The organism is Burkholderia sp. BCC1638 (assembly GCF_902833195.1).
In the GTDB taxonomy this organism is placed as follows: Bacteria; Pseudomonadota; Gammaproteobacteria; order Burkholderiales; family Burkholderiaceae; genus Burkholderia; species Burkholderia diffusa.
Genome location: NZ_CADFEC010000004.1, coordinates 38,864 through 57,384, shown reverse-complemented (window position 1 = coordinate 57,384; position 18,521 = coordinate 38,864). Strand labels below are relative to the sequence as shown.

General features: G+C 65.9%; 21 protein-coding genes. 19 read left to right on the top strand and 2 right to left on the bottom strand.

Going from position 1 to position 18,521, the window contains the following annotated elements; translation table 11 throughout:
• The first annotated feature begins 332 nt into the window (after positions 1 to 332).
• From rluC to HWX22_RS05555, 4 genes are read left to right on the top strand one after another with little or no spacing between them, the layout of a single operon-like run.
• Positions 333 to 1,337 carry a 23S rRNA pseudouridine(955/2504/2580) synthase RluC gene (gene rluC / locus HWX22_RS05570; RefSeq protein ID WP_059702505.1) on the top strand — a complete coding sequence of 335 codons (1,005 nt, stop codon included), beginning with the start codon at positions 333 to 335 and terminating at the stop codon, positions 1,335 to 1,337.
• Positions 1,338 to 1,342: 5 nt separating this feature from the next.
• Positions 1,343 to 2,002, top strand: a complete 660-nt coding sequence (locus tag HWX22_RS05565) for an HAD-IA family hydrolase (protein WP_059523745.1) — start codon at positions 1,343 to 1,345, stop codon at positions 2,000 to 2,002.
• Positions 1,999 to 2,409 carry a Rieske 2Fe-2S domain-containing protein gene (locus HWX22_RS05560; protein ID WP_059523743.1) on the top strand — a complete coding sequence of 137 codons (411 nt, stop codon included), beginning with the start codon at positions 1,999 to 2,001 and terminating at the stop codon, positions 2,407 to 2,409. Before HWX22_RS05565 ends, HWX22_RS05560 begins: the two co-directional genes overlap by 4 nt.
• Before the next feature lie 12 nt (positions 2,410 to 2,421).
• Positions 2,422 to 3,414, top strand: coding sequence for a S49 family peptidase (locus HWX22_RS05555; protein WP_059816070.1), 993 nt, complete (start codon positions 2,422 to 2,424; stop codon positions 3,412 to 3,414).
• Positions 3,415 to 3,486: 72 nt separating this feature from the next.
• Here the strand turns inward: HWX22_RS05555 and HWX22_RS05550 are convergent, their stop codons facing one another.
• Both HWX22_RS05550 and HWX22_RS05545 read right to left on the bottom strand, forming a co-directional pair.
• Positions 3,487 to 4,209 (bottom strand): SAM-dependent methyltransferase, encoded by a 723-nt coding sequence (locus HWX22_RS05550; protein WP_175915175.1) that lies wholly within the window; start codon positions 4,207 to 4,209, stop codon positions 3,487 to 3,489.
• Entirely contained in the window at positions 4,206 to 4,835 is a 630-nt protein-coding gene (locus HWX22_RS05545) for a Maf-like protein (protein WP_175915174.1), read from the bottom strand. Before HWX22_RS05545 ends, HWX22_RS05550 begins: the two co-directional genes overlap by 4 nt.
• Before the next feature lie 255 nt (positions 4,836 to 5,090).
• On the opposite strand from HWX22_RS05545, the gene HWX22_RS05540 reads away from it, so the two are divergent.
• The 15 genes from HWX22_RS05540 (at position 5,091) to lepA (ending at position 18,521) form a co-directional block, all read left to right on the top strand.
• Positions 5,091 to 5,726, top strand: coding sequence for a DUF177 domain-containing protein (locus tag HWX22_RS05540; protein WP_059702495.1), 636 nt, complete (start codon positions 5,091 to 5,093; stop codon positions 5,724 to 5,726).
• A 98-nt stretch (positions 5,727 to 5,824) separates the two neighbouring features.
• Positions 5,825 to 6,004, top strand: a complete 180-nt coding sequence (gene rpmF / locus HWX22_RS05535; RefSeq protein ID WP_006051932.1) for a 50S ribosomal protein L32 — start codon at positions 5,825 to 5,827, stop codon at positions 6,002 to 6,004.
• A gap of 129 nt (positions 6,005 to 6,133) precedes the next feature.
• Positions 6,134 to 7,240, top strand: a complete 1,107-nt coding sequence (gene plsX, locus HWX22_RS05530) for a phosphate acyltransferase PlsX (RefSeq protein WP_057928056.1) — start codon at positions 6,134 to 6,136, stop codon at positions 7,238 to 7,240.
• Positions 7,241 to 8,230, top strand: coding sequence for a beta-ketoacyl-ACP synthase III (locus tag HWX22_RS05525; protein WP_059816060.1), 990 nt, complete (start codon positions 7,241 to 7,243; stop codon positions 8,228 to 8,230).
• 85 nt (positions 8,231 to 8,315) lie between these two features.
• Positions 8,316 to 9,248 (top strand): ACP S-malonyltransferase, encoded by a 933-nt coding sequence (gene fabD, locus HWX22_RS05520; protein ID WP_059816057.1) that lies wholly within the window; start codon positions 8,316 to 8,318, stop codon positions 9,246 to 9,248.
• A 36-nt stretch (positions 9,249 to 9,284) separates the two neighbouring features.
• Positions 9,285 to 10,034, top strand: a complete 750-nt coding sequence (gene fabG, locus HWX22_RS05515; RefSeq protein WP_175907353.1) for a 3-oxoacyl-ACP reductase FabG — start codon at positions 9,285 to 9,287, stop codon at positions 10,032 to 10,034.
• A gap of 144 nt (positions 10,035 to 10,178) precedes the next feature.
• Complete coding sequence (acpP, locus tag HWX22_RS05510; protein WP_004197638.1) at positions 10,179 to 10,418, top strand: acyl carrier protein; 240 nt, start codon at positions 10,179 to 10,181, stop codon at positions 10,416 to 10,418.
• A 162-nt stretch (positions 10,419 to 10,580) separates the two neighbouring features.
• Positions 10,581 to 11,813, top strand: coding sequence for a beta-ketoacyl-ACP synthase II (gene fabF / locus HWX22_RS05505; RefSeq protein ID WP_175915173.1), 1,233 nt, complete (start codon positions 10,581 to 10,583; stop codon positions 11,811 to 11,813).
• Between the two features lie 11 nt (positions 11,814 to 11,824).
• Positions 11,825 to 12,289 (top strand): protein YgfX, encoded by a 465-nt coding sequence (locus tag HWX22_RS05500; protein ID WP_059816055.1) that lies wholly within the window; start codon positions 11,825 to 11,827, stop codon positions 12,287 to 12,289.
• A 91-nt stretch (positions 12,290 to 12,380) separates the two neighbouring features.
• Positions 12,381 to 12,980: an RNA polymerase sigma factor RpoE gene (rpoE, locus tag HWX22_RS05495; protein WP_006752490.1), complete on the top strand. Its 600-nt coding sequence runs from the start codon at positions 12,381 to 12,383 to the stop codon at positions 12,978 to 12,980.
• 88 nt (positions 12,981 to 13,068) lie between these two features.
• Positions 13,069 to 13,686: a sigma-E factor negative regulatory protein gene (locus HWX22_RS05490; RefSeq protein WP_175915172.1), complete on the top strand. Its 618-nt coding sequence runs from the start codon at positions 13,069 to 13,071 to the stop codon at positions 13,684 to 13,686.
• Between the two features lie 5 nt (positions 13,687 to 13,691).
• Positions 13,692 to 14,744: a MucB/RseB C-terminal domain-containing protein gene (locus tag HWX22_RS05485; RefSeq protein ID WP_175907351.1), complete on the top strand. Its 1,053-nt coding sequence runs from the start codon at positions 13,692 to 13,694 to the stop codon at positions 14,742 to 14,744.
• A gap of 16 nt (positions 14,745 to 14,760) precedes the next feature.
• A complete protein-coding gene (locus HWX22_RS05480) occupies positions 14,761 to 16,266 on the top strand; it encodes a DegQ family serine endoprotease (protein WP_175915171.1) in 1,506 nt (501 codons plus the stop codon).
• Positions 16,267 to 16,273: 7 nt separating this feature from the next.
• On the top strand, positions 16,274 to 16,510 hold the full coding sequence (locus HWX22_RS05475) for a glutaredoxin family protein (protein WP_059816043.1): 237 nt from the start codon (positions 16,274 to 16,276) through the stop codon (positions 16,508 to 16,510).
• A gap of 217 nt (positions 16,511 to 16,727) precedes the next feature.
• Complete coding sequence (lepA, locus tag HWX22_RS05470; protein WP_021159691.1) at positions 16,728 to 18,521, top strand: translation elongation factor 4; 1,794 nt, start codon at positions 16,728 to 16,730, stop codon at positions 18,519 to 18,521.

Here is an 18,521-nt window from a genome sequence, read left to right as displayed (position 1 = left end):
CCGCACGCTTCGCGGGGCCAAATCGGGCGCAACGCCGTATTTTCGCAACCGGCAGCCTACGGACGTACTTCACGCCGTCGGGCTGCCGATCAAATTCTTTTCAACCAACTTTCCGTTACCGCGGCGCCTTGCCGACCGAATCCGCCTGTGGGCGCGATCCTTGCCGACGGGCGGCGCCGTGCGTGCAACTTGCTGCATCTCTTTGATTAGGGGCGAGCAGCAGACCCCCGGCGCAAGTAAAATAGCGGTTTGCGCTTGCGCCTTGCCCGATTCCGTCGGGGCCGGCCTGTCAGGCCACCCTCAACGTCCGGCTGGGCAAAATTATATTCAGTATGAATGAGTTAGGCAAAATATCCCAGAATTCAGTCGCAAGCGGCCAGGTATCGATGATCCAGATCGACGAAAACTCGGCCGGTCAGCGGATCGACAACTTCCTGTTGCGCGTCTGTAAAGGCGTGCCCAAAAGCCATATTTACCGGATCCTGCGCAGCGGCGAAGTGCGCGTGAACAAGGGTCGGGTCGACGCCCAGTATCGCCTCGCGTTCGGCGACATCGTCCGCGTGCCGCCCGTGCGGGTGGCGGCGGCCGACCTCGCGCGCGCCGACACGCCGATCGTGCCGCCCGCGCAGTTCGAGGTGCTGTACGAAGACGATGCGATGCTCGTCATCAACAAGCCGGCCGGCGTCGCCGTGCACGGCGGCAGCGGCGTCGCGTTCGGCGTGATCGAGCAGATGCGCCAGGCGCGTCCGCGCGCGAAGTTCCTCGAACTCGTGCATCGGCTCGACCGCGAGACCTCCGGGATCCTGATGCTCGCGAAGAAGCGCTCGGCGCTCGTCGGCCTGCACGAGCAGATCCGCGAGAACCGGATGGACAAGCGTTACTTTGCGTGCGGACACGGAGAGTGGCAGTCCGACTGGGGCCGCCGCCGCGCGGTGAAGGCGCCGCTGTTCAAGTATTCGACCCCGGAAGGGGAGCGGCGCGTGCGCGTGCAGGACGACGGCCTGCCGTCGCACACGGTGTTCAACCTGATCGAGCGCTGGCCGGACTACGCGCTGGTCGAGGCGGAACTCAAAACGGGGCGGACCCATCAGATCCGTGTGCACCTCGCGCATCTCGGCCTGCCGATCGCCGGCGACGCCAAGTATGGCGACTTCGCACTGAACAAGGCGCTGGCGCGCGCGAACGCGCAGCCGTCGCTCAAACGGATGTTCCTGCATGCGCACCGGCTGAAGCTCGCGCATCCGCTGACCGGCGAGGCGCTGCAGTTCGACGCGCCGCTGCCGGACGAATGCCGGCGCTTCCTCGATCAACTCCGCGCTCTGCGCGATACCGCCTGACTCGCATGGCCCGACAGCAATTTGACCTGATCGTCTTCGACTGGGACGGCACGCTGATGGATTCGACTGCGCACATCGCGCACAGCATCCAGGCCGCGTGCCGCGATCTCGGCCTGCCCACGCCGTCGGACGAGGCCTCCCGCTATGTGATCGGCCTCGGCCTGCGCGATGCGCTCCAGATCACTGCACCGACCCTCGATCCGTCCGACTATCCGCGGCTGGCCGAACGTTATCGCCATCACTACCTGCTGGACGATCAGCGCATCGAACTGTTCGCCGGCGTGCGCGAACTGCTCGCGGAATTGCGCGATACGGGTTACCTGCTCGCGGTCGCGACCGGCAAGGGCCGTGTCGGACTGAACCGCGTGCTCGACCAGTCGAAGCTGACGAGCCTGTTTGATGCGACGCGCTGCGCGGACGAAACATTCTCGAAGCCGCACCCGGCGATGCTGCACGAATTGTCGCGCGAATTGGGGCAGGATCTTGCGCGTACCGTGATGATCGGCGACACCACGCACGACCTGCAAATGGCCGCCAGTGCCGGGGCCGCCGGCATCGGCGTCGCGTACGGCGCCCACACGGCCGATGCGCTGGCCGCCCTGACACCGCGCTTCGTCGCACCGGACGTCGGCGCGCTGGCGGCGTGGCTGCGGGAGCACGCATGAGCACGACGCCGGACGCCGTGCGCGTGTGCGCATCGGACGCGCTGGCCGACGGCGGCGCCGGCGTGCGGGTCGACGCGTCGCTGCGCGGCGAGCAGGCGGTCGTGTTCTTCGTGCGTTACGAAGGTCGCGCGTACGGCTACCTGAACCGCTGCGCGCACGTGCCGATGGAGCTCGACTGGGCGGAAGGGCAGTTCTTCGAGTCGTCGGGCCTGTACCTGATGTGCGCGACGCACGGCGCGATCTACGCGCCGGATACCGGCAAGTGTGTCGGCGGCCCGTGCCGCGGCGGCCGTCTGCGGCCGGTCGAAGTCGACGAGCGCGACACGCCGGACGGGCGTGCGGTATTCTGGGTGCCGGATGCCGACCTGGGGCCCGCCGCTCCGCCTCCTTCCGCCACGACCGACTGAAGACATTACTGCATGGCCGACCAACCGAACATCCCTGATTCCTCGTCCCGTCCCGACAGCCGCGAACCGAACTGGGAGCGTGCGGCGCTCGAGCGGATCGCGCTCGCGGCCGTCAAGGAACAGCGCGCGGCGCGGCGCTGGAAGATTTTCTTCCGCTTCGCGTTCCTCGGCGTATTCGTGCTGTTCGCGTTCGCGCTGATCGATTTCTCGAGCGACTCGAAGTTCTCGTCGAGCGGGCGCCACACGGCGCTCGTGACGATCGACGGCGAGATCGCGGCGGGCACCAACGCGAACGCCGACGACATCAATACGGCGCTGGATGCCGCTTTCGACGACAACGGCACGGCCGGCGTCGTGCTGCGGATCAACAGCCCGGGCGGCAGCCCGGTGCAGGCAGGGATGGTCTACGACGAGATCCGCCGGCTCCGCACGAAGTATCCGGACAAGCCGTTGTACGTCGTCGTGACCGACATGTGCGCATCGGGCGGCTATTACATTGCGTCCGCCGCCGACAAGATCTTCGTCGACAAGGCGAGTATCGTCGGCTCGATCGGCGTGCTGATGGACGGGTTCGGCTTCACGGGCCTGATGGGCAAGCTGGGCGTCGATCGCCGCCTGCACACGTCGGGCGAAAACAAGGGCTTCTACGATCCGTTCTCGCCCGAGACGCCGAAGATGGATGCCCATGCGCAGGCGCTGCTCGACCAGGTCCATGCGCAGTTCATCAAGGCCGTGAAGGATGGCCGCGGCAAGCGACTGCACGAAACGCCCGACATGTTCTCGGGTCTGTTCTGGACCGGCGAGAAGAGCGTCGAACTCGGGCTCGCCGACGGCTACGGCACGACCGACACGGTCGCGCGCGACGTGCTGAAGGCGCCGGATCTCGTCGACTACACGGTGAAGGAAAGCCTGACGAATCGCGTTGCGCGCAAGTTCGGCGCGGCGGTCGGCGGTGCCGCGATGAAGGCGCTGACCGCCGGCGGCGCGTCGTTCAGCCTGCGCTGAGCCGCAGCCGGCCGGCGCCGCGGCGAGCGCAGCGGGGTGCCCCGTGCCGCGAGGCTGTTGCCGGCGCCGATCTCAGTTCGCGAGCAACAGGAAGATGGCGGGGCGCTTGTGCAGATTCGGCGCAGGCGCCTTTTTCCAGTCGGCCACCGTACGGCTGGAGATCGTCTCGGTCTCGAGGGTCAGGTCGGCCGCGACGCAGATCTGCGTCGACGGCGCGCAGGTCGCGACGAGCGTGTCGAGCATCGCGTGGTTCCGGTACGGCGTCTCGATGAATATCTGCGTCTGGCGCGCCTTGCGCGACAACTGCTCGAGTTCGCGCAGGCGTTTCGCGCGCGCGGCCGCATCGACCGGCAGATAGCCGTTGAACGCGAAACTCTGGCCGTTCAGGCCGGATGCCATCAGCGCGAGCAGGATCGAACTCGGCCCGACGAGCGGCACGACCTTCACGCCGCGCTCGTGCGCCCGGCGGACTAGCAGCGCGCCAGGATCGGCAACGGCGGGGCAGCCGGCCTCGGATACGAGCCCGGCGTCCGCGCCCGCCAGTACCGGTGCGAGTAGCCGGTCGATCTCGCCGGCCGGCGTATTGACGTTCAGTTCCCGGATCTCGATTTCCTGGATCGGCCGCGTCGTGCCGATCTTCTTCAGGAACGCGCGGGTCGTTTTCGCGTTTTCGCCGATGTAATAGCCGAGCGTGCCGGCGCGCGCCTGCACGGCCGCGGGCAGCACGGCGGCGAGCATCGATGCGTCGCCTTCACCGAGGGTGTTCGGGACGAGATAGAGCGTGCCGGCGGTCATGCGCGGTCTCCCTGGGTGGCAAAGAGCGGATAGCCCGCGGCGCGCAGCATCCGCGTGAGCGTGATCAGCGGCAGGCCGACGAGCGCCGTCGGGTCGTTGGAGTCGATGGCATCCAGCAGCGCGATGCCGAGCCCTTCGGATTTCGCGCTGCCGGCGACGTCGTACGGCGTTTCCGCACGCAAGTATGCGTCGAGTTCGGCTTCGGGCAGCGAGCGGAAGCGCACGTGCGTGACGACGTCCTCGCTCCAGGTTTCACCCGTGCGGCTGTCGTACAAGCTGAGCGCACTGTGGAATTCGACGTCGCGGCCCTGCATCGACAGGAGCTGCGCGAGCGCGCGCTCGTGCGTGCCTGGCTTGCCGATCTGGTGGCCGTCGAACGTCGCGACCTGGTCCGACCCGATCACGAGTACGCCGTCCGGCGCGTCGATCGTCGCGGCGACCGCGCGCGCCTTCGCGCCGGCGAGGCGCAGCGCGGTCGCGGCCGGCGTTTCGCCTGCGAGCGGGGTTTCGTCGAGGTCGGGCGACATCACGTCGAACGGCACGCCGAGGCGCTCGAGGAGCGCGCGGCGGTAGCGGGAACTGGAGGCGAGAATCAGCCGCGGCGGGCGGCAAACGGTATCCGGCATGGTCGATTGGGTCGATGAGTCGTCAGGTGTGGCGCGGTGTTGCGAGGGCGCAAGCATAAGTGATTGACCGCAAAAGGTAAAACAGGTATGCTTTCCCGCTTTTCGTCGGCAGGCTTTCGCAGTGGTGGCGCCTGCCGGGTCTTCGGAAGTAAAGTACGTAATCGTACGCGGCGTAGATCGCGCACGTGCGCGGCGCCAAATGTGCGGCGCCAGCAAGCCGGATCCCGCAAGTCAGCCTGTAGGCAGGAGCGCAACATGAACACTTCTTCTGGCAAACCTGCGGCGTCGCTTGATCCGCACGCGGTCGACCTGTTCGAATTCGCCCGCAGCGGGCGGCAGGCAGCGGGTGCCGTGCGCCTGTCGCAGCTGCCGCGCATGCTGAACGAAGTGCCGGCGGACGCGCCCGATCGTGACACGGTCTTCACGTGGCAGGCCGAAGGGTTCACCCAGAAAGAGTTGCAGGACGACGGCGCCGATGGGCAGCAGCCGTATCTGCGCCTCGCGGTGCACGGCCATGCGTGGCTCACGTGCCAGCGCTGCATGACCCCGTACGACCAGACGTTCGACGTCGACATGACGTACCGGGTCGTTGCGACCGAAGAAGAAGCTGAAGAATTTCCGCTCGACGACGATGAAGCCGATGTGATCGTGGGCTCACGCCAGTTCGATCTCGTCGACTTGATCGAAGAGGAGTTGCTGCTTTCGTTGCCGCTCGTGCCCAAGCACGAGGTTTGCCCGGCAGTTCACGAAAGCCTCGTGTCGGGTGCGAGCGGTCCTTCGGAAGACGCGGACGACGAGTCCGCCGAAGACGAGGACGAAGGCAAACGGCCGAATCCGTTCGCGGCGCTGGAAGCGCTGAAGAAGGACGGGGACGGCGGCAAGAAACACTAAGCAGTTGTGGCGCGGGAAGGCGTAAGGGCTTTGGGCCAGGGTAGTTAAGCGCCGGATCGGGCTGTGTTAGAATCCGGAAAATTATTTAGGAGTTAGTCATGGCAGTCCAGCAAAACAAGAAGTCGCCGTCGAAGCGCGGCATGCATCGTTCGCACGATTTCCTGACGGCAGCGCCGCTGGCAGTCGAGCCGAGCACGGGTGAAGTGCACCTGCGTCACCACGTCAGCCCGAACGGCTACTATCGCGGCAAGAAAGTCGTCAAGACGAAGAACGACTAAGCGTCAAGTCACGCGTTGCGCGCTACGATCGCCGTTCGCGTGACAACTGGTTCGCTTGACACTTTCCTGGCTCAACAAAAAGGCGGCATTCAACTGCCGCTTTTTTGTGCCTGAAATTCGTCGCATTCCATGACCGTAAAGCTCACAATCGATTGCATGGGAGGCGACCACGGCCCGTCCGTGACCGTTCCCGCGGCAGTCAAGTTCGTCCGCGCGCATCCCGATGCGCACCTGATGCTCGTCGGCATCGAAAGCGCGATCCGCGCTCAGCTGAAAAAGCTGAAGGCCCTCGACGATCCCGCGCTGACCATCGTGCCCGCCACCGAAGTCGTGGCGATGGACGACCCTGTCGAAGTGGCGCTGCGCAAGAAGAAGGATTCTTCGATGCGTGTCGCGCTCAACCACGTCAAGGAAGGCGCGGCCCAGGCCTGTATCTCCGCCGGCAACACTGGCGCGCTGATGGCCGTTTCCCGTTATGTGCTCAAGACGCTGCCCGGCATCGAGCGGCCTGCGATCGCGTTCGCGCTGCCGAACCCGACCGGCTACACGATGATGCTGGACCTCGGCGCGAACGTCGACTGCGAGCCGCAGCACCTGCTGCAGTTCGCGGAGATGGGGCACGCGCTCGTCGCCGCGCTCGAAGGCAAGGAGCGCCCGACGATCGGCCTGCTGAACATCGGCGAAGAAGTCATCAAGGGCAACGAGACGATCAAGCGCGCAGGTGAACTGCTGCGCGCCAGCACGCTGAATTTCCGCGGCAACGTCGAAGGCAACGACATCTACAAGGGCACGGTCGACGTGATCGTCTGCGACGGCTTCGTCGGCAACGTCGCGCTCAAGACGTCCGAAGGGCTCGCGCAGATGCTGTCCGACATCATCCGCGAGGAGTTCGGCCGTTCGCTGATGTCGAAGCTGATGGCGCTGCTTGCGCTGCCGGTGCTGATGCGTTTCAAGAAGCGCGTCGATCACCGCCAGTACAACGGTGCGGCGCTGCTGGGGCTGAAGAGCCTCGTGATCAAAAGCCACGGTTCGGCCGATGCCTACGCGTTTGAGTGGGCGATCAAACGCGGGTATGATGCCGTCAAAAACGGCGTGCTGGAGCGCCTCGCGCGCGCGATGGCGGACAATTCGGTGTCGCTCGGCGACGGCGAACACGACGCGGGCGGCGCGGGCCAGACGAGCCCGGCCGCAGGCCATCACGCCGAACCTTCCGCTGCGCAATCCTCTAAAGCATAAATGGCCCAATCGACTCTCTATTCCCGCGTGCTCGGCACGGGCAGCTACCTGCCGCCCGACCGCGTCACGAACCAGCAGCTCGCCGATCGACTCGCGAAGGAAGGCATCGAGACGAGCGATGAGTGGATCGTTGCGCGCACGGGCATCCATGCGCGTCACTTCGCCGCACCGAACGTCACGACGAGCGATCTCGCGCTCGAAGCGTCGCGTCGTGCGATCGAGGCGGCCGACATCGATCCGCAGTCGATCGACCTGATCATCGTCGCGACTTCGACCCCCGATTTCGTGTTCCCCAGCACGGCGTGCCTGCTGCAGAACAAGCTCGGTATCAAGAACGGCGGCGCGGCATTCGACGTGCAGGCGGTGTGCTCGGGCTTCGCGTATGCGATGGCGACGGCCGACAGTTTCATCCGCAGCGGCCAGCACCGCACGGCGCTCATCGTCGGCGCGGAGACGTTCTCGCGCATTCTCGATTTCAAGGACCGCACGACCTGCGTGCTGTTCGGCGACGGCGCGGGCGCGGTGATCCTGTCCGCATCGGAAGAGCCGGGCGTGCTCGGCAGCGCGCTGCATGCGGACGGCAGCTATTCGAACATCCTCTGCACGCCGGGCAACGTCAATCGCGGCGTGATCGACGGCAGCGCGTTCCTGTACATGGACGGGCAGGCCGTGTTCAAGCTCGCGGTCAACGTGCTCGAAAAGGTCGCGATCGAGGCGCTCGCCAAGGCGAATCTCGCGCCCGAGCAAGTCGACTGGCTGATCCCGCACCAAGCCAACATCCGCATCATGACCAGCACCTGCCGCAAGCTCGGCCTGCCGCAGGAGCGCATGGTCGTGACGGTCGACCAGCACGGCAACACGTCGGCTGCGTCGATCCCGCTGGCACTCGACACCGCGGTGCGCGACGGCCGCATCCAGCGCGGTCAGCACGTGCTGATCGAAGGCGTCGGCGGCGGCTTCACGTGGGGCGCATCCGTCTTCCGCTACTGATCCGCGGCGCGCAATTGCTGCGCGCGGATCCCGAACCGGCGCGCCGTTCGCGCGCGCCGTCCGAATCGATTCAATTGGGGACGATATGAAATTTGCATTCGTTTTTCCGGGGCAGGGCTCGCAGTCGGTCGGCATGCTCAACGCATTCGCCGATCTGGCCGTCGTGCGCGAGACGGTCCAGGAAGCATCAGATGCACTCAATCAGGATCTCGGCAAGCTGATCGCCGAAGGTCCGGCCGAAGAACTGAATCTGACCACCAACACGCAGCCCGTGATGCTGACGGCCGCCTACGCGTGCTATCGCGCATGGCAGCAGGCCGGCGGCCCGGCACCGTCGATCGTCGCGGGCCACAGCCTCGGCGAATACACGGCGCTCGTCGCCGCGGGCGCGATCGCGTTCAAGGACGCGGTGCCGCTCGTGCGCTTCCGCGCGCAGGCGATGCAGACGGCCGTGCCGGTCGGCGAGGGCGGCATGGCCGCGATCCTGGGTCTCGATGACGACACGGTGCGCGCGGTGTGCGCCGAAGCCGCGCAAGCGGGCGTCGTCGAAGCCGTGAACTTCAACGCGCCGGCGCAGGTCGTGATCGCGGGCGCGAAGGCGGCCGTCGAGAAGGCCTGCGAGATCGCGAAGGCGAAGGGCGCGAAGCGCGCGTTGCCGCTGCCGGTGTCGGCGCCGTTCCATTCGTCGCTGCTCAAGCCGGCGTCGGACCAACTGCGCGACTATCTCGCGAACGTCGACGTGAAGGCGCCGCAGATTCCGGTCGTCAACAACATCGACGTCGCGGTGGTCAGCGATCCGGCCGCGATCAAGGACGCGCTGGTGCGCCAGGCCGCTGGCCCGGTGCGCTGGGTCGAATGCGTGCAGCACATCGCGGGCACGGGCGTCACGCACGTGATCGAATGCGGTCCGGGCAAGGTGCTGGCAGGGCTGACGAAGCGCATCGACGGCAACCTGGTCGGCGCATCGGTGTTCGATCCGGCTTCGCTCGACGAAGCACTGAAGCTGGCGACCGCCTGACGCGGCGCCTTTCCTCAAGAGACGGATATTCGATTCATGGAAAAGACTCTCGATAAACAGGTCGCGATCGTGACCGGCGCATCGCGCGGCATCGGCCGGGCGATCGCGCTCGAACTCGCGCGCCAGGGCGCGACGGTGATCGGCACGGCGACGAGCGAATCGGGCGCCGCCGCGATTACCGCAGGGTTCGCGGAAGCGGGCGTGACGGGCCGCGGCGCGATGCTGAACGTCAACGACGCGGCGGCGGCCGAAGCGCTGATCGACGCGACCGTGAAGGAATTTGGCGCGCTTCACGTGCTCGTCAACAACGCCGGCATCACGCAGGACCAGCTCGCGATGCGGATGAAGGACGAGGACTGGGACGCGGTGATCGACACCAACCTGAAGTCGGTGTTCCGCCTGTCGCGTGCGGTGCTGCGTCCGATGATGAAGGCCCGCGGCGGCCGCATCATCAACATCACGTCGGTGGTCGGCTCGGCCGGCAACCCGGGCCAGGCCAACTACGCGGCGGCGAAGGCCGGCGTCGCGGGCATGACGCGTGCGCTCGCGCGCGAGATCGGCAGCCGTGGCATCACGGTGAACTGCGTCGCGCCGGGCTTCATCGACACCGACATGACGAAGACGCTGCCGGAAGAACAGCAGGCCGCGCTCAAGACCCAGATTCCGCTCGGCCGTCTCGGCAGCCCGGAAGACATCGCCCATGCCGTCGCGTTCCTCGCATCGCCGCAGGCCGGTTACATCACCGGCACGACGCTGCACGTGAACGGCGGCATGTACATGTCGTAACGATTTTCGTTTACCATCCGCGCCGTATCCCGTTTTTCAGGCGGATCGGCGCTTGATCGACCATCAAGCCAACGCGCGTTTTGGCGTCAGCAAACCTGATAAAATGCGCGCACTTGTAAATCTGAACTTTCCCTCGGAGGGGTAATGGATAACATCGAACAACGTGTCAAGAAGATCGTCGCTGAGCAACTGGGCGTCGCAGAAGCCGAGATCAAGAACGAAGCATCGTTCGTGAACGATCTCGGCGCGGACTCGCTCGACACGGTTGAACTGGTGATGGCGCTCGAAGACGAGTTCGGCATGGAAATCCCGGACGAAGAAGCAGAGAAGATCACGACCGTTCAGCAAGCGATCGACTACGCTCGCGCAAACGTCAAGGCGTAAGCGCCTTTCGCGCTTATCTGCCACGTCGCCGCGATCTTCGCGTTTGACGCGCCATCCTGCCGGCAACCGCGCCGGACGGACTAACAGCCACAGGGCTCGCAGGGCTGGTTCCTGTGGCCACTGTGGCTTTTGTTTTTGTCATCCAATGGAAAAGAGGTTACCGTGAGCCGCCGTCGTGTTGTCGTTACAGGCCTGGGGCTGATTTCGCCCGTTGGCAATAATGTTGCCGACGGCTGGGCCAATCTCGTCGCCGGCAAGTCCGGCATCGCCACCGTCACGAAGTTCGATCCGTCGAACCTCGCCTGCCATTTCGCTGGCGAAGTGAAGGGTTTCAGCGCCGAGGAATACATTCCGGCGAAGGAAGCCCGCAACATGGATACGTTCATCCATTACGGCATCGCAGCCGGCGTCCAGGCAATCCGGGACAGCGGCCTCGAAGTGAACGAAGCCAATGCGGAACGCATCGGCGTGCTGGTCGGCTCCGGCATCGGCGGCCTGCCGATGATCGAAGATACGCACCAGACCTACGTCGATCGCGGCGCGCGCCGGATCTCGCCGTTCTTCGTGCCGGGTTCGATCATCAACATGATCTCGGGTCACCTGAGCATCATGTTCGGCCTGAAGGGCCCGAACCTTGCGGCCGTGACGGCCTGCACGACCGGTCTGCACAGCATCGGCCTCGCGGCGCGCCTGATCCAGGCCGGCGACGCCGACGTGATGGTCGCGGGCGGCGCCGAATCGACGGTGTCGCCGCTCGGCATCGGCGGCTTCGCGGCCGCGCGTGCGCTGTCGACCCGCAACGACGATCCGGCCACGGCGTCCCGTCCGTGGGACAAGGATCGCGACGGCTTCGTGCTGGGTGAGGGCGCGGGCGTGATGGTGCTCGAGGAGTACGAGGCGGCGAAGGCACGCGGCGCGAAGATCTATGCGGAAGTCTCGGGCTTCGGCATGACGGGCGATGCGTACCACATGACCGCGCCGAACATGGACGGTCCGCGCCGCTGCATGGTTGCAGCGCTGCGCGACGCCGGCGTGAATGCGGACGAGGTCCAGTACCTGAACGCGCACGGCACGTCGACGCAGCTCGGCGACAAGAACGAGTCCGACGCGGTGAAGGCGGCATTCGGCGAGCACGCGTACAAGCTCGTCGTGAACTCGACGAAGTCGATGACGGGCCACCTGCTGGGTGGCGCGGGCGGCCTCGAGTCGGTGTTCACGGTGCTGGCGCTGCACAACAACGTGTCGCCGCCGACCATCAACATCTTCAACCAGGACTCCGAGTGCGATCTCGATTACTGCGCGAACACCGCGCGTGACATGAAGATCGACGTTGCCGTAAAGAACAACTTCGGCTTCGGCGGTACCAACGGCACGCTGGTGTTCAAGCGCGTCTGACGCTGAATCGCTTGACGAGTCCATTCGATGCTCCGGCCGGGCGTCCGCAGCGCTTTGCGTTGCGGGCCTCGGCCGTGTCGTATGTCGTGCTGGCCGTGTTCGTCGCGGCGGCTGCCGCGTCCGCGTACCTGTTCTGGGCGCCGCGGGCCGGTGCCGCAGCCGGCGCGTGCGTGTCCGCGGCGACGGCAGCGCTGCTTGCCATGTGTGCCGCACGGGCCTGTGCCCGTCGGCTGCCGGCCGAGTTGCGGATCGATGCATTCGGGGAGATCGCGGCGTTTGGCCGCACCGGGCGCTTGCTGGCCCGGGGCCGCGTGACCGGCCATGCACACTGGAGCAGCCTGCTGCTCGTGCTGTCGGTCGGGCAGGGCGCCCGGCGTGCCCGGCCGCTGCTGATCCCGGCCGATGCGCTCGACGCCGCGTCGTTCAGCGCGTTGTCCGTGCTGGCGCGTACCGCGGGCACGGCGGGGCGGGCATGACGGTGGCGCAGTTACCGACCGTAACCAGCGGCCGGCGCCGGAACGCTACAATAACGCTCCGCGTTGCATCCCTAGTTAACGGATTTGTCAGGTGAGTGAAAAAGAAATCGATCAGGCTCTGGTCGAGCGCGTACAGAAAGGCGACAAGGCGGCGTTCGAACTCCTGGTCTCCAAATACCACCGCAAGATCATTCGGCTGATCTCGCGCCTCGTGCGGGATCCCGCCGAGGTCGAGGATGTGGCCCAGGACGCGTTCATCAAGGCGTATCGTGCGCTGCCGCAATTTCGCGGCGAGTCGGCGTTCTACACGTGGTTGTACCGGATTGCCGTCAATACGGCGAAGAACTACCTTGCGACGCAGGGCCGCCGGGCACCGACCTCCACCGAGGCCGATGCCGAGGAAGCGGAAACTTTCTCCGACGCAGACCAACTAAGGGATATCAACACGCCTGAGTCGATGTTGATGAGCAAGCAGATTGCCGAGACGGTCAACGCTGCAATGGCCGTCCTGCCCGAAGAACTGCGCCAGGCGATCACGCTGCGCGAGATCGAGGGCCTGAGCTACGAAGAGATCGCGGAAATGATGGATTGTCCGATCGGGACGGTCCGGTCGCGGATCTTCCGGGCGCGCGAGGCAATCGCTGCGAAATTGCGTCCGCTGCTCGATACGCCCGAAGGCAAGCGCTGGTAAGCGCGACGGGCGCAACGACGCGGGTCGGGGTCTAGTTACGGATAGAGTCGTGAAGTCACGACGGGGTGTGTGCAAGATGGGGAGCATCATGAGGTCGGTCAATACGCAGTCGCAAGCGTGCTCGCGCGGCGAGCGCCTTTCCGCTCTGGTCGACGGTGAACTGTTCGACGGCCCGGATCACGGGCAGTTTCTGGCTGAGCTCGACCGCGCGGATCGCGCTGCGTGGGCCCATTACCACCTGATCGGCGATGCGCTGCGCTCGGACGAGCTCGCGCTGTCGCCCGCGCTGAGCGTCGCGTTCACCGCGCGCATGTCGGCTGCGCTGGAAAGCGAGCCGCACCTGCTCGCGCCGGCCGCCGCGCCGGTCGCGCGCAAGCTGCTGTCGCTGCGCCGGCGTGTCGTGCCCGCGTTCGCGGTGGCCGCCGCGGCCGCCACGCTGACGTGGATCGTCGTCCCGCAGATGCAGACGGCCGGTGCGCCGGGCGCCGTCCAGGTCGCGTCGACAGGCGCACCGCAGAACGGCAACCTGCAGCGCGTGACGGTTGCGCAGGCATCGGCGCAGCCGGGCCTGCAGGACGTCAACATCATCCGCGACGCAAGTCTCGACCAATACCTTGAAGCGCACCAGCAATTCGCGCAGCAGCCCGTCGTCACGGGCTCGATGCCGCTGATCCGCGCTGCCGTGACCACCACGCCAGGCCAATAAACCCGATGCGGACATTGCAGTTGAATCACGCCATCTCCGGATGGAAGCGGCTGCCGGCCCTCCTGCTTTGCGCAGCCGCCCTGTTGTCCGTTCAATCTCTCTCAGCCAGCGCCCAGCAACCGGACGATCCCGTCGCGACCCGCAAGGGTGCAGCGGATTGGCTCGATCGCATCCAGCAGGCGGCGCAGCAGCAGAGCTACGAGGGTACGTTCGTCTACCAGCGCGGCGGGTATGTCCAGTCGTCGCGCATCGCGCACGTGGCGTCCCGCGACGGCGAGTTCGAGCGGATCGAGTCGCTCGACGGCAAGCCGCGCAAGGTTCTGCGGCACAACGACGAGTTGTACACGTTCGTTCCCGAGCGCAAGTTGTGCGTGGTCGAGCGCCGCCAGACGCGCGATTCGTTCCCTGCACTGCTCGGCGCGGGTGGCGAGCACGTGATGTCCGTTTATGACGCGAAGCTGCTCGGCAAGGACCGGGTGGCCGGGGTCGACGCGCAAGTGGTCGAACTCGTGCCGAAGGATGCGTACCGGTTCACGTACAAGCTGTGGGCCGACACCCGCACCGGGCTGCTGCTGCGTTCGCAGACGCTCGATGCGAGCGATCACGTGCTCGAGCAGGTCGCGTTTTCGCAAGTGCAGACGGGCGGCGCGGTCGGCGACAAATCCGCGATCGCGGCCGGCATGCGCAACCTGAGCGGCTGGACGATCGTTCGCCCGCCGGTCGCGACGGTCGACATGGAAGCGCAGGGCTGGCAGATCGCACCGACCATCGCCGGCTTCCGGAAGATTCGCGAGGTGCGCCGGCCGATGGCTGCGCGCGACGCCGGCGATCCGCCGATTCCAGTCGATCAGGCCGTCTTCACCGACGGCCTCGCGACGATCTCCGTCTTCATCGAGCCGGCCGAAAAGAACACGCGCAAGGAAGGGGCGGGCAGCACCGGCGCGACCCACGTGCTCGTGAAGCGTCGCGGCGACTACTGGATCACCGTGCTCGGCGAAGTGCCGCCGGCCACCTTGCAGCAGTTCGCGTCTGCCATAGAATACAAGGCTTCCAAGTAACGCTACGGCTTCCGACATGACGAAACTCACGCTGCGCAAAGTGCTCGCGGCGGCGGTGCTGTTTGCCTGCCTGCCGCTCGCCCCGCAATCCGCGGCCGCTGTCACGCCTCCAGCAGCCAGCCTTCCCGACTTCGCCGATCTGGTCGAGAAGGTCGGGCCGGCTGTCGTGAACATCCGGACCACCGCGAACGTGCCGACACCCGGGCCGCGCGGCGTGCTCCCGCCGGGCTTCGACAACGGCGACATGTCGGAATTTTTCCGGCGCTTCTTCGGCATTCCGCTGCCGCAGGCGCCTGGCAACGGCGGCGGCAACGGCAATGGCAGCCCGAAGAACGCGCCGGCGCCGGACAATCCGCCCGACACCGAGCAGAACCGCGGCGTCGGTTCGGGCTTCATCGTGTCGGCGGACGGCTACGTGATGACCAACGCGCATGTCGTCGACGACGCGGACACCATCTACGTGACGCTGACCGACAAGCGCGAATTCAAGGCGAAACTGGTCGGCGTCGATGACCGCACGGACGTCGCGGTCGTCAAGATCCAGGCGTCGAACTTGCCGGTCGTCGCGATCGGCGATTCGAACAAGGTGCGTGTCGGCGAGTGGGTCGTCGCGATCGGTTCGCCGTTCGGCCTCGACAACACCGTGACGGCCGGCATCGTAAGTTCGAAGAGCCGCAACACGGGCGATTACCTGCCGTTCATCCAGACCGACGTCGCGGTGAACCCCGGCAACTCGGGCGGCCCGCTGATCAACATGCAGGGCGAGGTGATCGGCATCAACTCGCAGATCTACAGTCGTACCGGCGGTTTCATGGGCATTTCGTTCGCGATTCCGATCGACGAGGCGATGCGCGTGGCAGACCAGCTGAAGGCGACCGGCAAGGTCACGCGCGGCCGCATTGCGGTGGCGATCGGCGAAGTGACGAAGGAGGTGGCCGATTCGATCGGGCTGCCGAAGGCGGAAGGCGCGCTCGTCAGCAGCGTCGAGCCGGGCGGTCCGGCCGACAAGGCGGGCATCCAGCCGGGTGACATCATCCTGAAGTTCAACAGCCGGTCGGTCGATACGGCGTCGGATTTGCCGCGCATGGTCGGCGACACGAAGCCGGGCACCAAGGCGACCGTCAGCGTGTGGCGCAAGGGTCAGGCGCGTGATGTGCCGATCACGATCGCCGAGACGCCGGCGGAGACGACGGCGAAGGCCGAGCAGCGCAAGAATGTGCCGCAGAAGCCGCGCCCGGCCAATTCACTCGGCTTGACGGTCAGTGACCTTTCGGCTGACCAGCTGAAGTCGCTGAAGCTGAAGAACGGCGTGCAGATCGACGGCGTCGACGGCCCGGCGGCCCGGGCGGGCCTGCAGCGCGGCGACGTCGTGCTGCGCGTCGGCGACACCGACATCACGAGCGCGAAGCAGTTCGCCGACGTGACCGCGCAGCTCGATCCGCAGAAGGCGGTCGCGGTGCTCGTGCGGCGCGGCGACAATACGCAGTTCGTGCCGGTGCGCCCGCGCCCGATCCAGAAGTAACGCACCGATGTTCACGCTCTACGGCCGCGGCTGGTGCCACCTGTGCGACGACATGCGTGATGCGCTGGCGCCGGTGGCGGCCGAATTCGGCGTTGCCGTCGACTACGTCGACATCGATGCCGATCCGGCACTCGTCGCCCGTTACGATGAGGACGTGCCGGTGCTGTTGCTGGACGGCACGGAAGTGTGCCGCCACCGGTTCGACGAGGCGAGGGTGCGCGGCGCGCTAACGGTGCGGCGCTGAACCTGGCCCCGTCGCCGGCCGCGCCCTGCGCGGCGTGCCGGTGCGAGTCCGCCCGCCAAGGCCTCCGGCAGGACGCCCTGACCGGGCCTCCGTGACCAGGCGTCCCAAATTACCGCCCGGCAAAGGCCTTTTCGGCTAAAATAAGCCGTTTTTTCACCGACTTACAAGGCGTGCTCCGCAGTCGTCGAGCGCGCCTTTTTCGCTTGATCGGCACTGAATGGATCATATTCGCAATTTCTCGATCATCGCGCACATCGACCATGGCAAGTCGACGCTCGCGGATCGCATCATCCAGGTATGCGGCGGCCTCGCCGACCGTGAAATGGAAGCGCAGGTGCTCGACTCGATGGATATCGAGCGCGAACGCGGCATCACGATCAAGGCGCAGACGGCGGCATTGTCCTATCGCGCCCGCGACGGCAAGGTCTACAACCTCAACCTGATCGATACGCCGGGGCACGTCGACTTCTCGTACGAGGTCAGCCGTTCGCTGTCCGCGTGCGAAGGTGCGCTGCTCGTGGTCGACGCGAGCCAAGGCGTCGAGGCGCAGACGGTCGCGAACTGCTACACGGCGATCGAGCTCGGCGTCGAGGTCGTGCCGGTGCTGAACAAGATCGACCTGCCGGCCGCGAACCCCGAGAACGCGATCGAGGAGATCGAGGACGTGATCGGCATCGACGCGACCGACGCGACGCGCTGCAGCGCGAAGACGGGGCTCGGCGTCGAGGACGTGCTCGAAGCACTGATCGCGAAAGTGCCGCCGCCGAAGGGCGATCCGGCCGCGCCGCTGCAGGCGCTGATCATCGACTCGTGGTTCGACAACTACGTCGGCGTCGTGATGCTCGTGCGCATCGTCAACGGCACGCTGCGTCCGAAGGACAAGATCAAGATGATGGCGACCGGCGCGCAGTATCCGGTCGAGCACGTCGGCGTGTTCACGCCGAAGTCCCGCAATCTCGAATCGCTGTCGGCCGGGCAGGTGGGCTTCATCATCGCCGGCATCAAGGAACTGACTGCCGCGAAGGTCGGCGATACCGTCACGCATGCGACCAAGGCCGCCGCCGAGCCGCTGCCGGGCTTCAAGGAAGTGAAGCCGCAGGTGTTCGCGGGCCTCTATCCGGTCGAGGCGAACCAGTACGACGCGCTGCGCGAATCGCTCGAGAAACTGAAGCTCAACGATGCGTCGCTGCAGTACGAGCCGGAAGTGTCGCAGGCACTCGGCTTCGGTTTCCGCTGCGGCTTCCTCGGGTTGCTGCACATGGAAATCGTGCAGGAGCGACTCGAGCGCGAGTTCGACATGGACCTCATCACGACCGCACCGACGGTCGTCTACGAGGTCGTGCAGAGCGACGGCTCGACGATCATGGTCGAGAACCCGGCGAAGATGCCGGAGCCCGGCCGCATCGCGGAAGTCCGCGAGCCGATCGTCACGGTGAACCTGTACATGCCGCAGGACTACGTCGGTTCCGTGATCACGCTGTGCGAGCAGAAGCGCGGCTCGCAGATCAACATGCAGTATCACGGCCGTCAGGTGCAGCTGACGTACGAAATCCCGATGGCCGAAATCGTGCTCGACTTCTTCGATCGCCTGAAGTCGGTGTCGCGCGGCTATGCATCGATGGACTACGAGTTCAAGGAATACCGTTCGTCGGACGTCGTGAAGGTCGACATGCTGATCAACGGCGACAAGGTCGATGCGCTGTCGATCATCGTGCACCGCTCGCAGTCGCAGTATCGCGGCCGTGAAGTGGCCGCGAAGATGCGCGAGATCATTCCGCGCCAGATGTACGACGTGGCGATCCAGGCGGCGATCGGTGCGCACATCGTCGCGCGCGAGAACATCAAGGCACTTCGCAAGAACGTGCTCGCGAAGTGCTACGGCGGCGACATCACGCGAAAGAAGAAACTGCTCGAGAAGCAGAAAGAAGGTAAGAAACGCATGAAGCAGGTGGGTTCGGTCGAGATCCCGCAGGAGGCGTTCCTCGCGATCTTGCGCGTCGAAGACAAATAA

Excerpts from the sequence above, each read along its gene's own strand:
- rluC (WP_059702505.1), top strand. The coding sequence starts at position 333 with ATGAATGAGTTAGGCAAAATATCCCAGAATTCAGTCGCAAGCGGCCAG.
- HWX22_RS05565 (WP_059523745.1), top strand. The coding sequence starts at position 1,343 with ATGGCCCGACAGCAATTTGACCTGATCGTCTTCGACTGGGACGGCACG.
- HWX22_RS05560 (WP_059523743.1), top strand. The coding sequence starts at position 1,999 with ATGAGCACGACGCCGGACGCCGTGCGCGTGTGCGCATCGGACGCGCTG.
- HWX22_RS05555 (WP_059816070.1), top strand. The coding sequence starts at position 2,422 with ATGGCCGACCAACCGAACATCCCTGATTCCTCGTCCCGTCCCGACAGC.
- HWX22_RS05550 (WP_175915175.1), bottom strand. The coding sequence starts at position 4,209 with ATGACCGCCGGCACGCTCTATCTCGTCCCGAACACCCTCGGTGAAGGC.
- HWX22_RS05545 (WP_175915174.1), bottom strand. The coding sequence starts at position 4,835 with ATGCCGGATACCGTTTGCCGCCCGCCGCGGCTGATTCTCGCCTCCAGT.
- HWX22_RS05540 (WP_059702495.1), top strand. The coding sequence starts at position 5,091 with ATGAACACTTCTTCTGGCAAACCTGCGGCGTCGCTTGATCCGCACGCG.
- rpmF (WP_006051932.1), top strand. The coding sequence starts at position 5,825 with ATGGCAGTCCAGCAAAACAAGAAGTCGCCGTCGAAGCGCGGCATGCAT.
- plsX (WP_057928056.1), top strand. The coding sequence starts at position 6,134 with ATGACCGTAAAGCTCACAATCGATTGCATGGGAGGCGACCACGGCCCG.
- HWX22_RS05525 (WP_059816060.1), top strand. The coding sequence starts at position 7,241 with ATGGCCCAATCGACTCTCTATTCCCGCGTGCTCGGCACGGGCAGCTAC.
- fabD (WP_059816057.1), top strand. The coding sequence starts at position 8,316 with ATGAAATTTGCATTCGTTTTTCCGGGGCAGGGCTCGCAGTCGGTCGGC.
- fabG (WP_175907353.1), top strand. The coding sequence starts at position 9,285 with ATGGAAAAGACTCTCGATAAACAGGTCGCGATCGTGACCGGCGCATCG.
- acpP (WP_004197638.1), top strand. The coding sequence starts at position 10,179 with ATGGATAACATCGAACAACGTGTCAAGAAGATCGTCGCTGAGCAACTG.
- HWX22_RS05490 (WP_175915172.1), top strand. The coding sequence starts at position 13,069 with ATGAGGTCGGTCAATACGCAGTCGCAAGCGTGCTCGCGCGGCGAGCGC.
- HWX22_RS05485 (WP_175907351.1), top strand. The coding sequence starts at position 13,692 with ATGCGGACATTGCAGTTGAATCACGCCATCTCCGGATGGAAGCGGCTG.
- HWX22_RS05480 (WP_175915171.1), top strand. The coding sequence starts at position 14,761 with ATGACGAAACTCACGCTGCGCAAAGTGCTCGCGGCGGCGGTGCTGTTT.
- HWX22_RS05475 (WP_059816043.1), top strand. The coding sequence starts at position 16,274 with ATGTTCACGCTCTACGGCCGCGGCTGGTGCCACCTGTGCGACGACATG.
- lepA (WP_021159691.1), top strand. The coding sequence starts at position 16,728 with ATGGATCATATTCGCAATTTCTCGATCATCGCGCACATCGACCATGGC.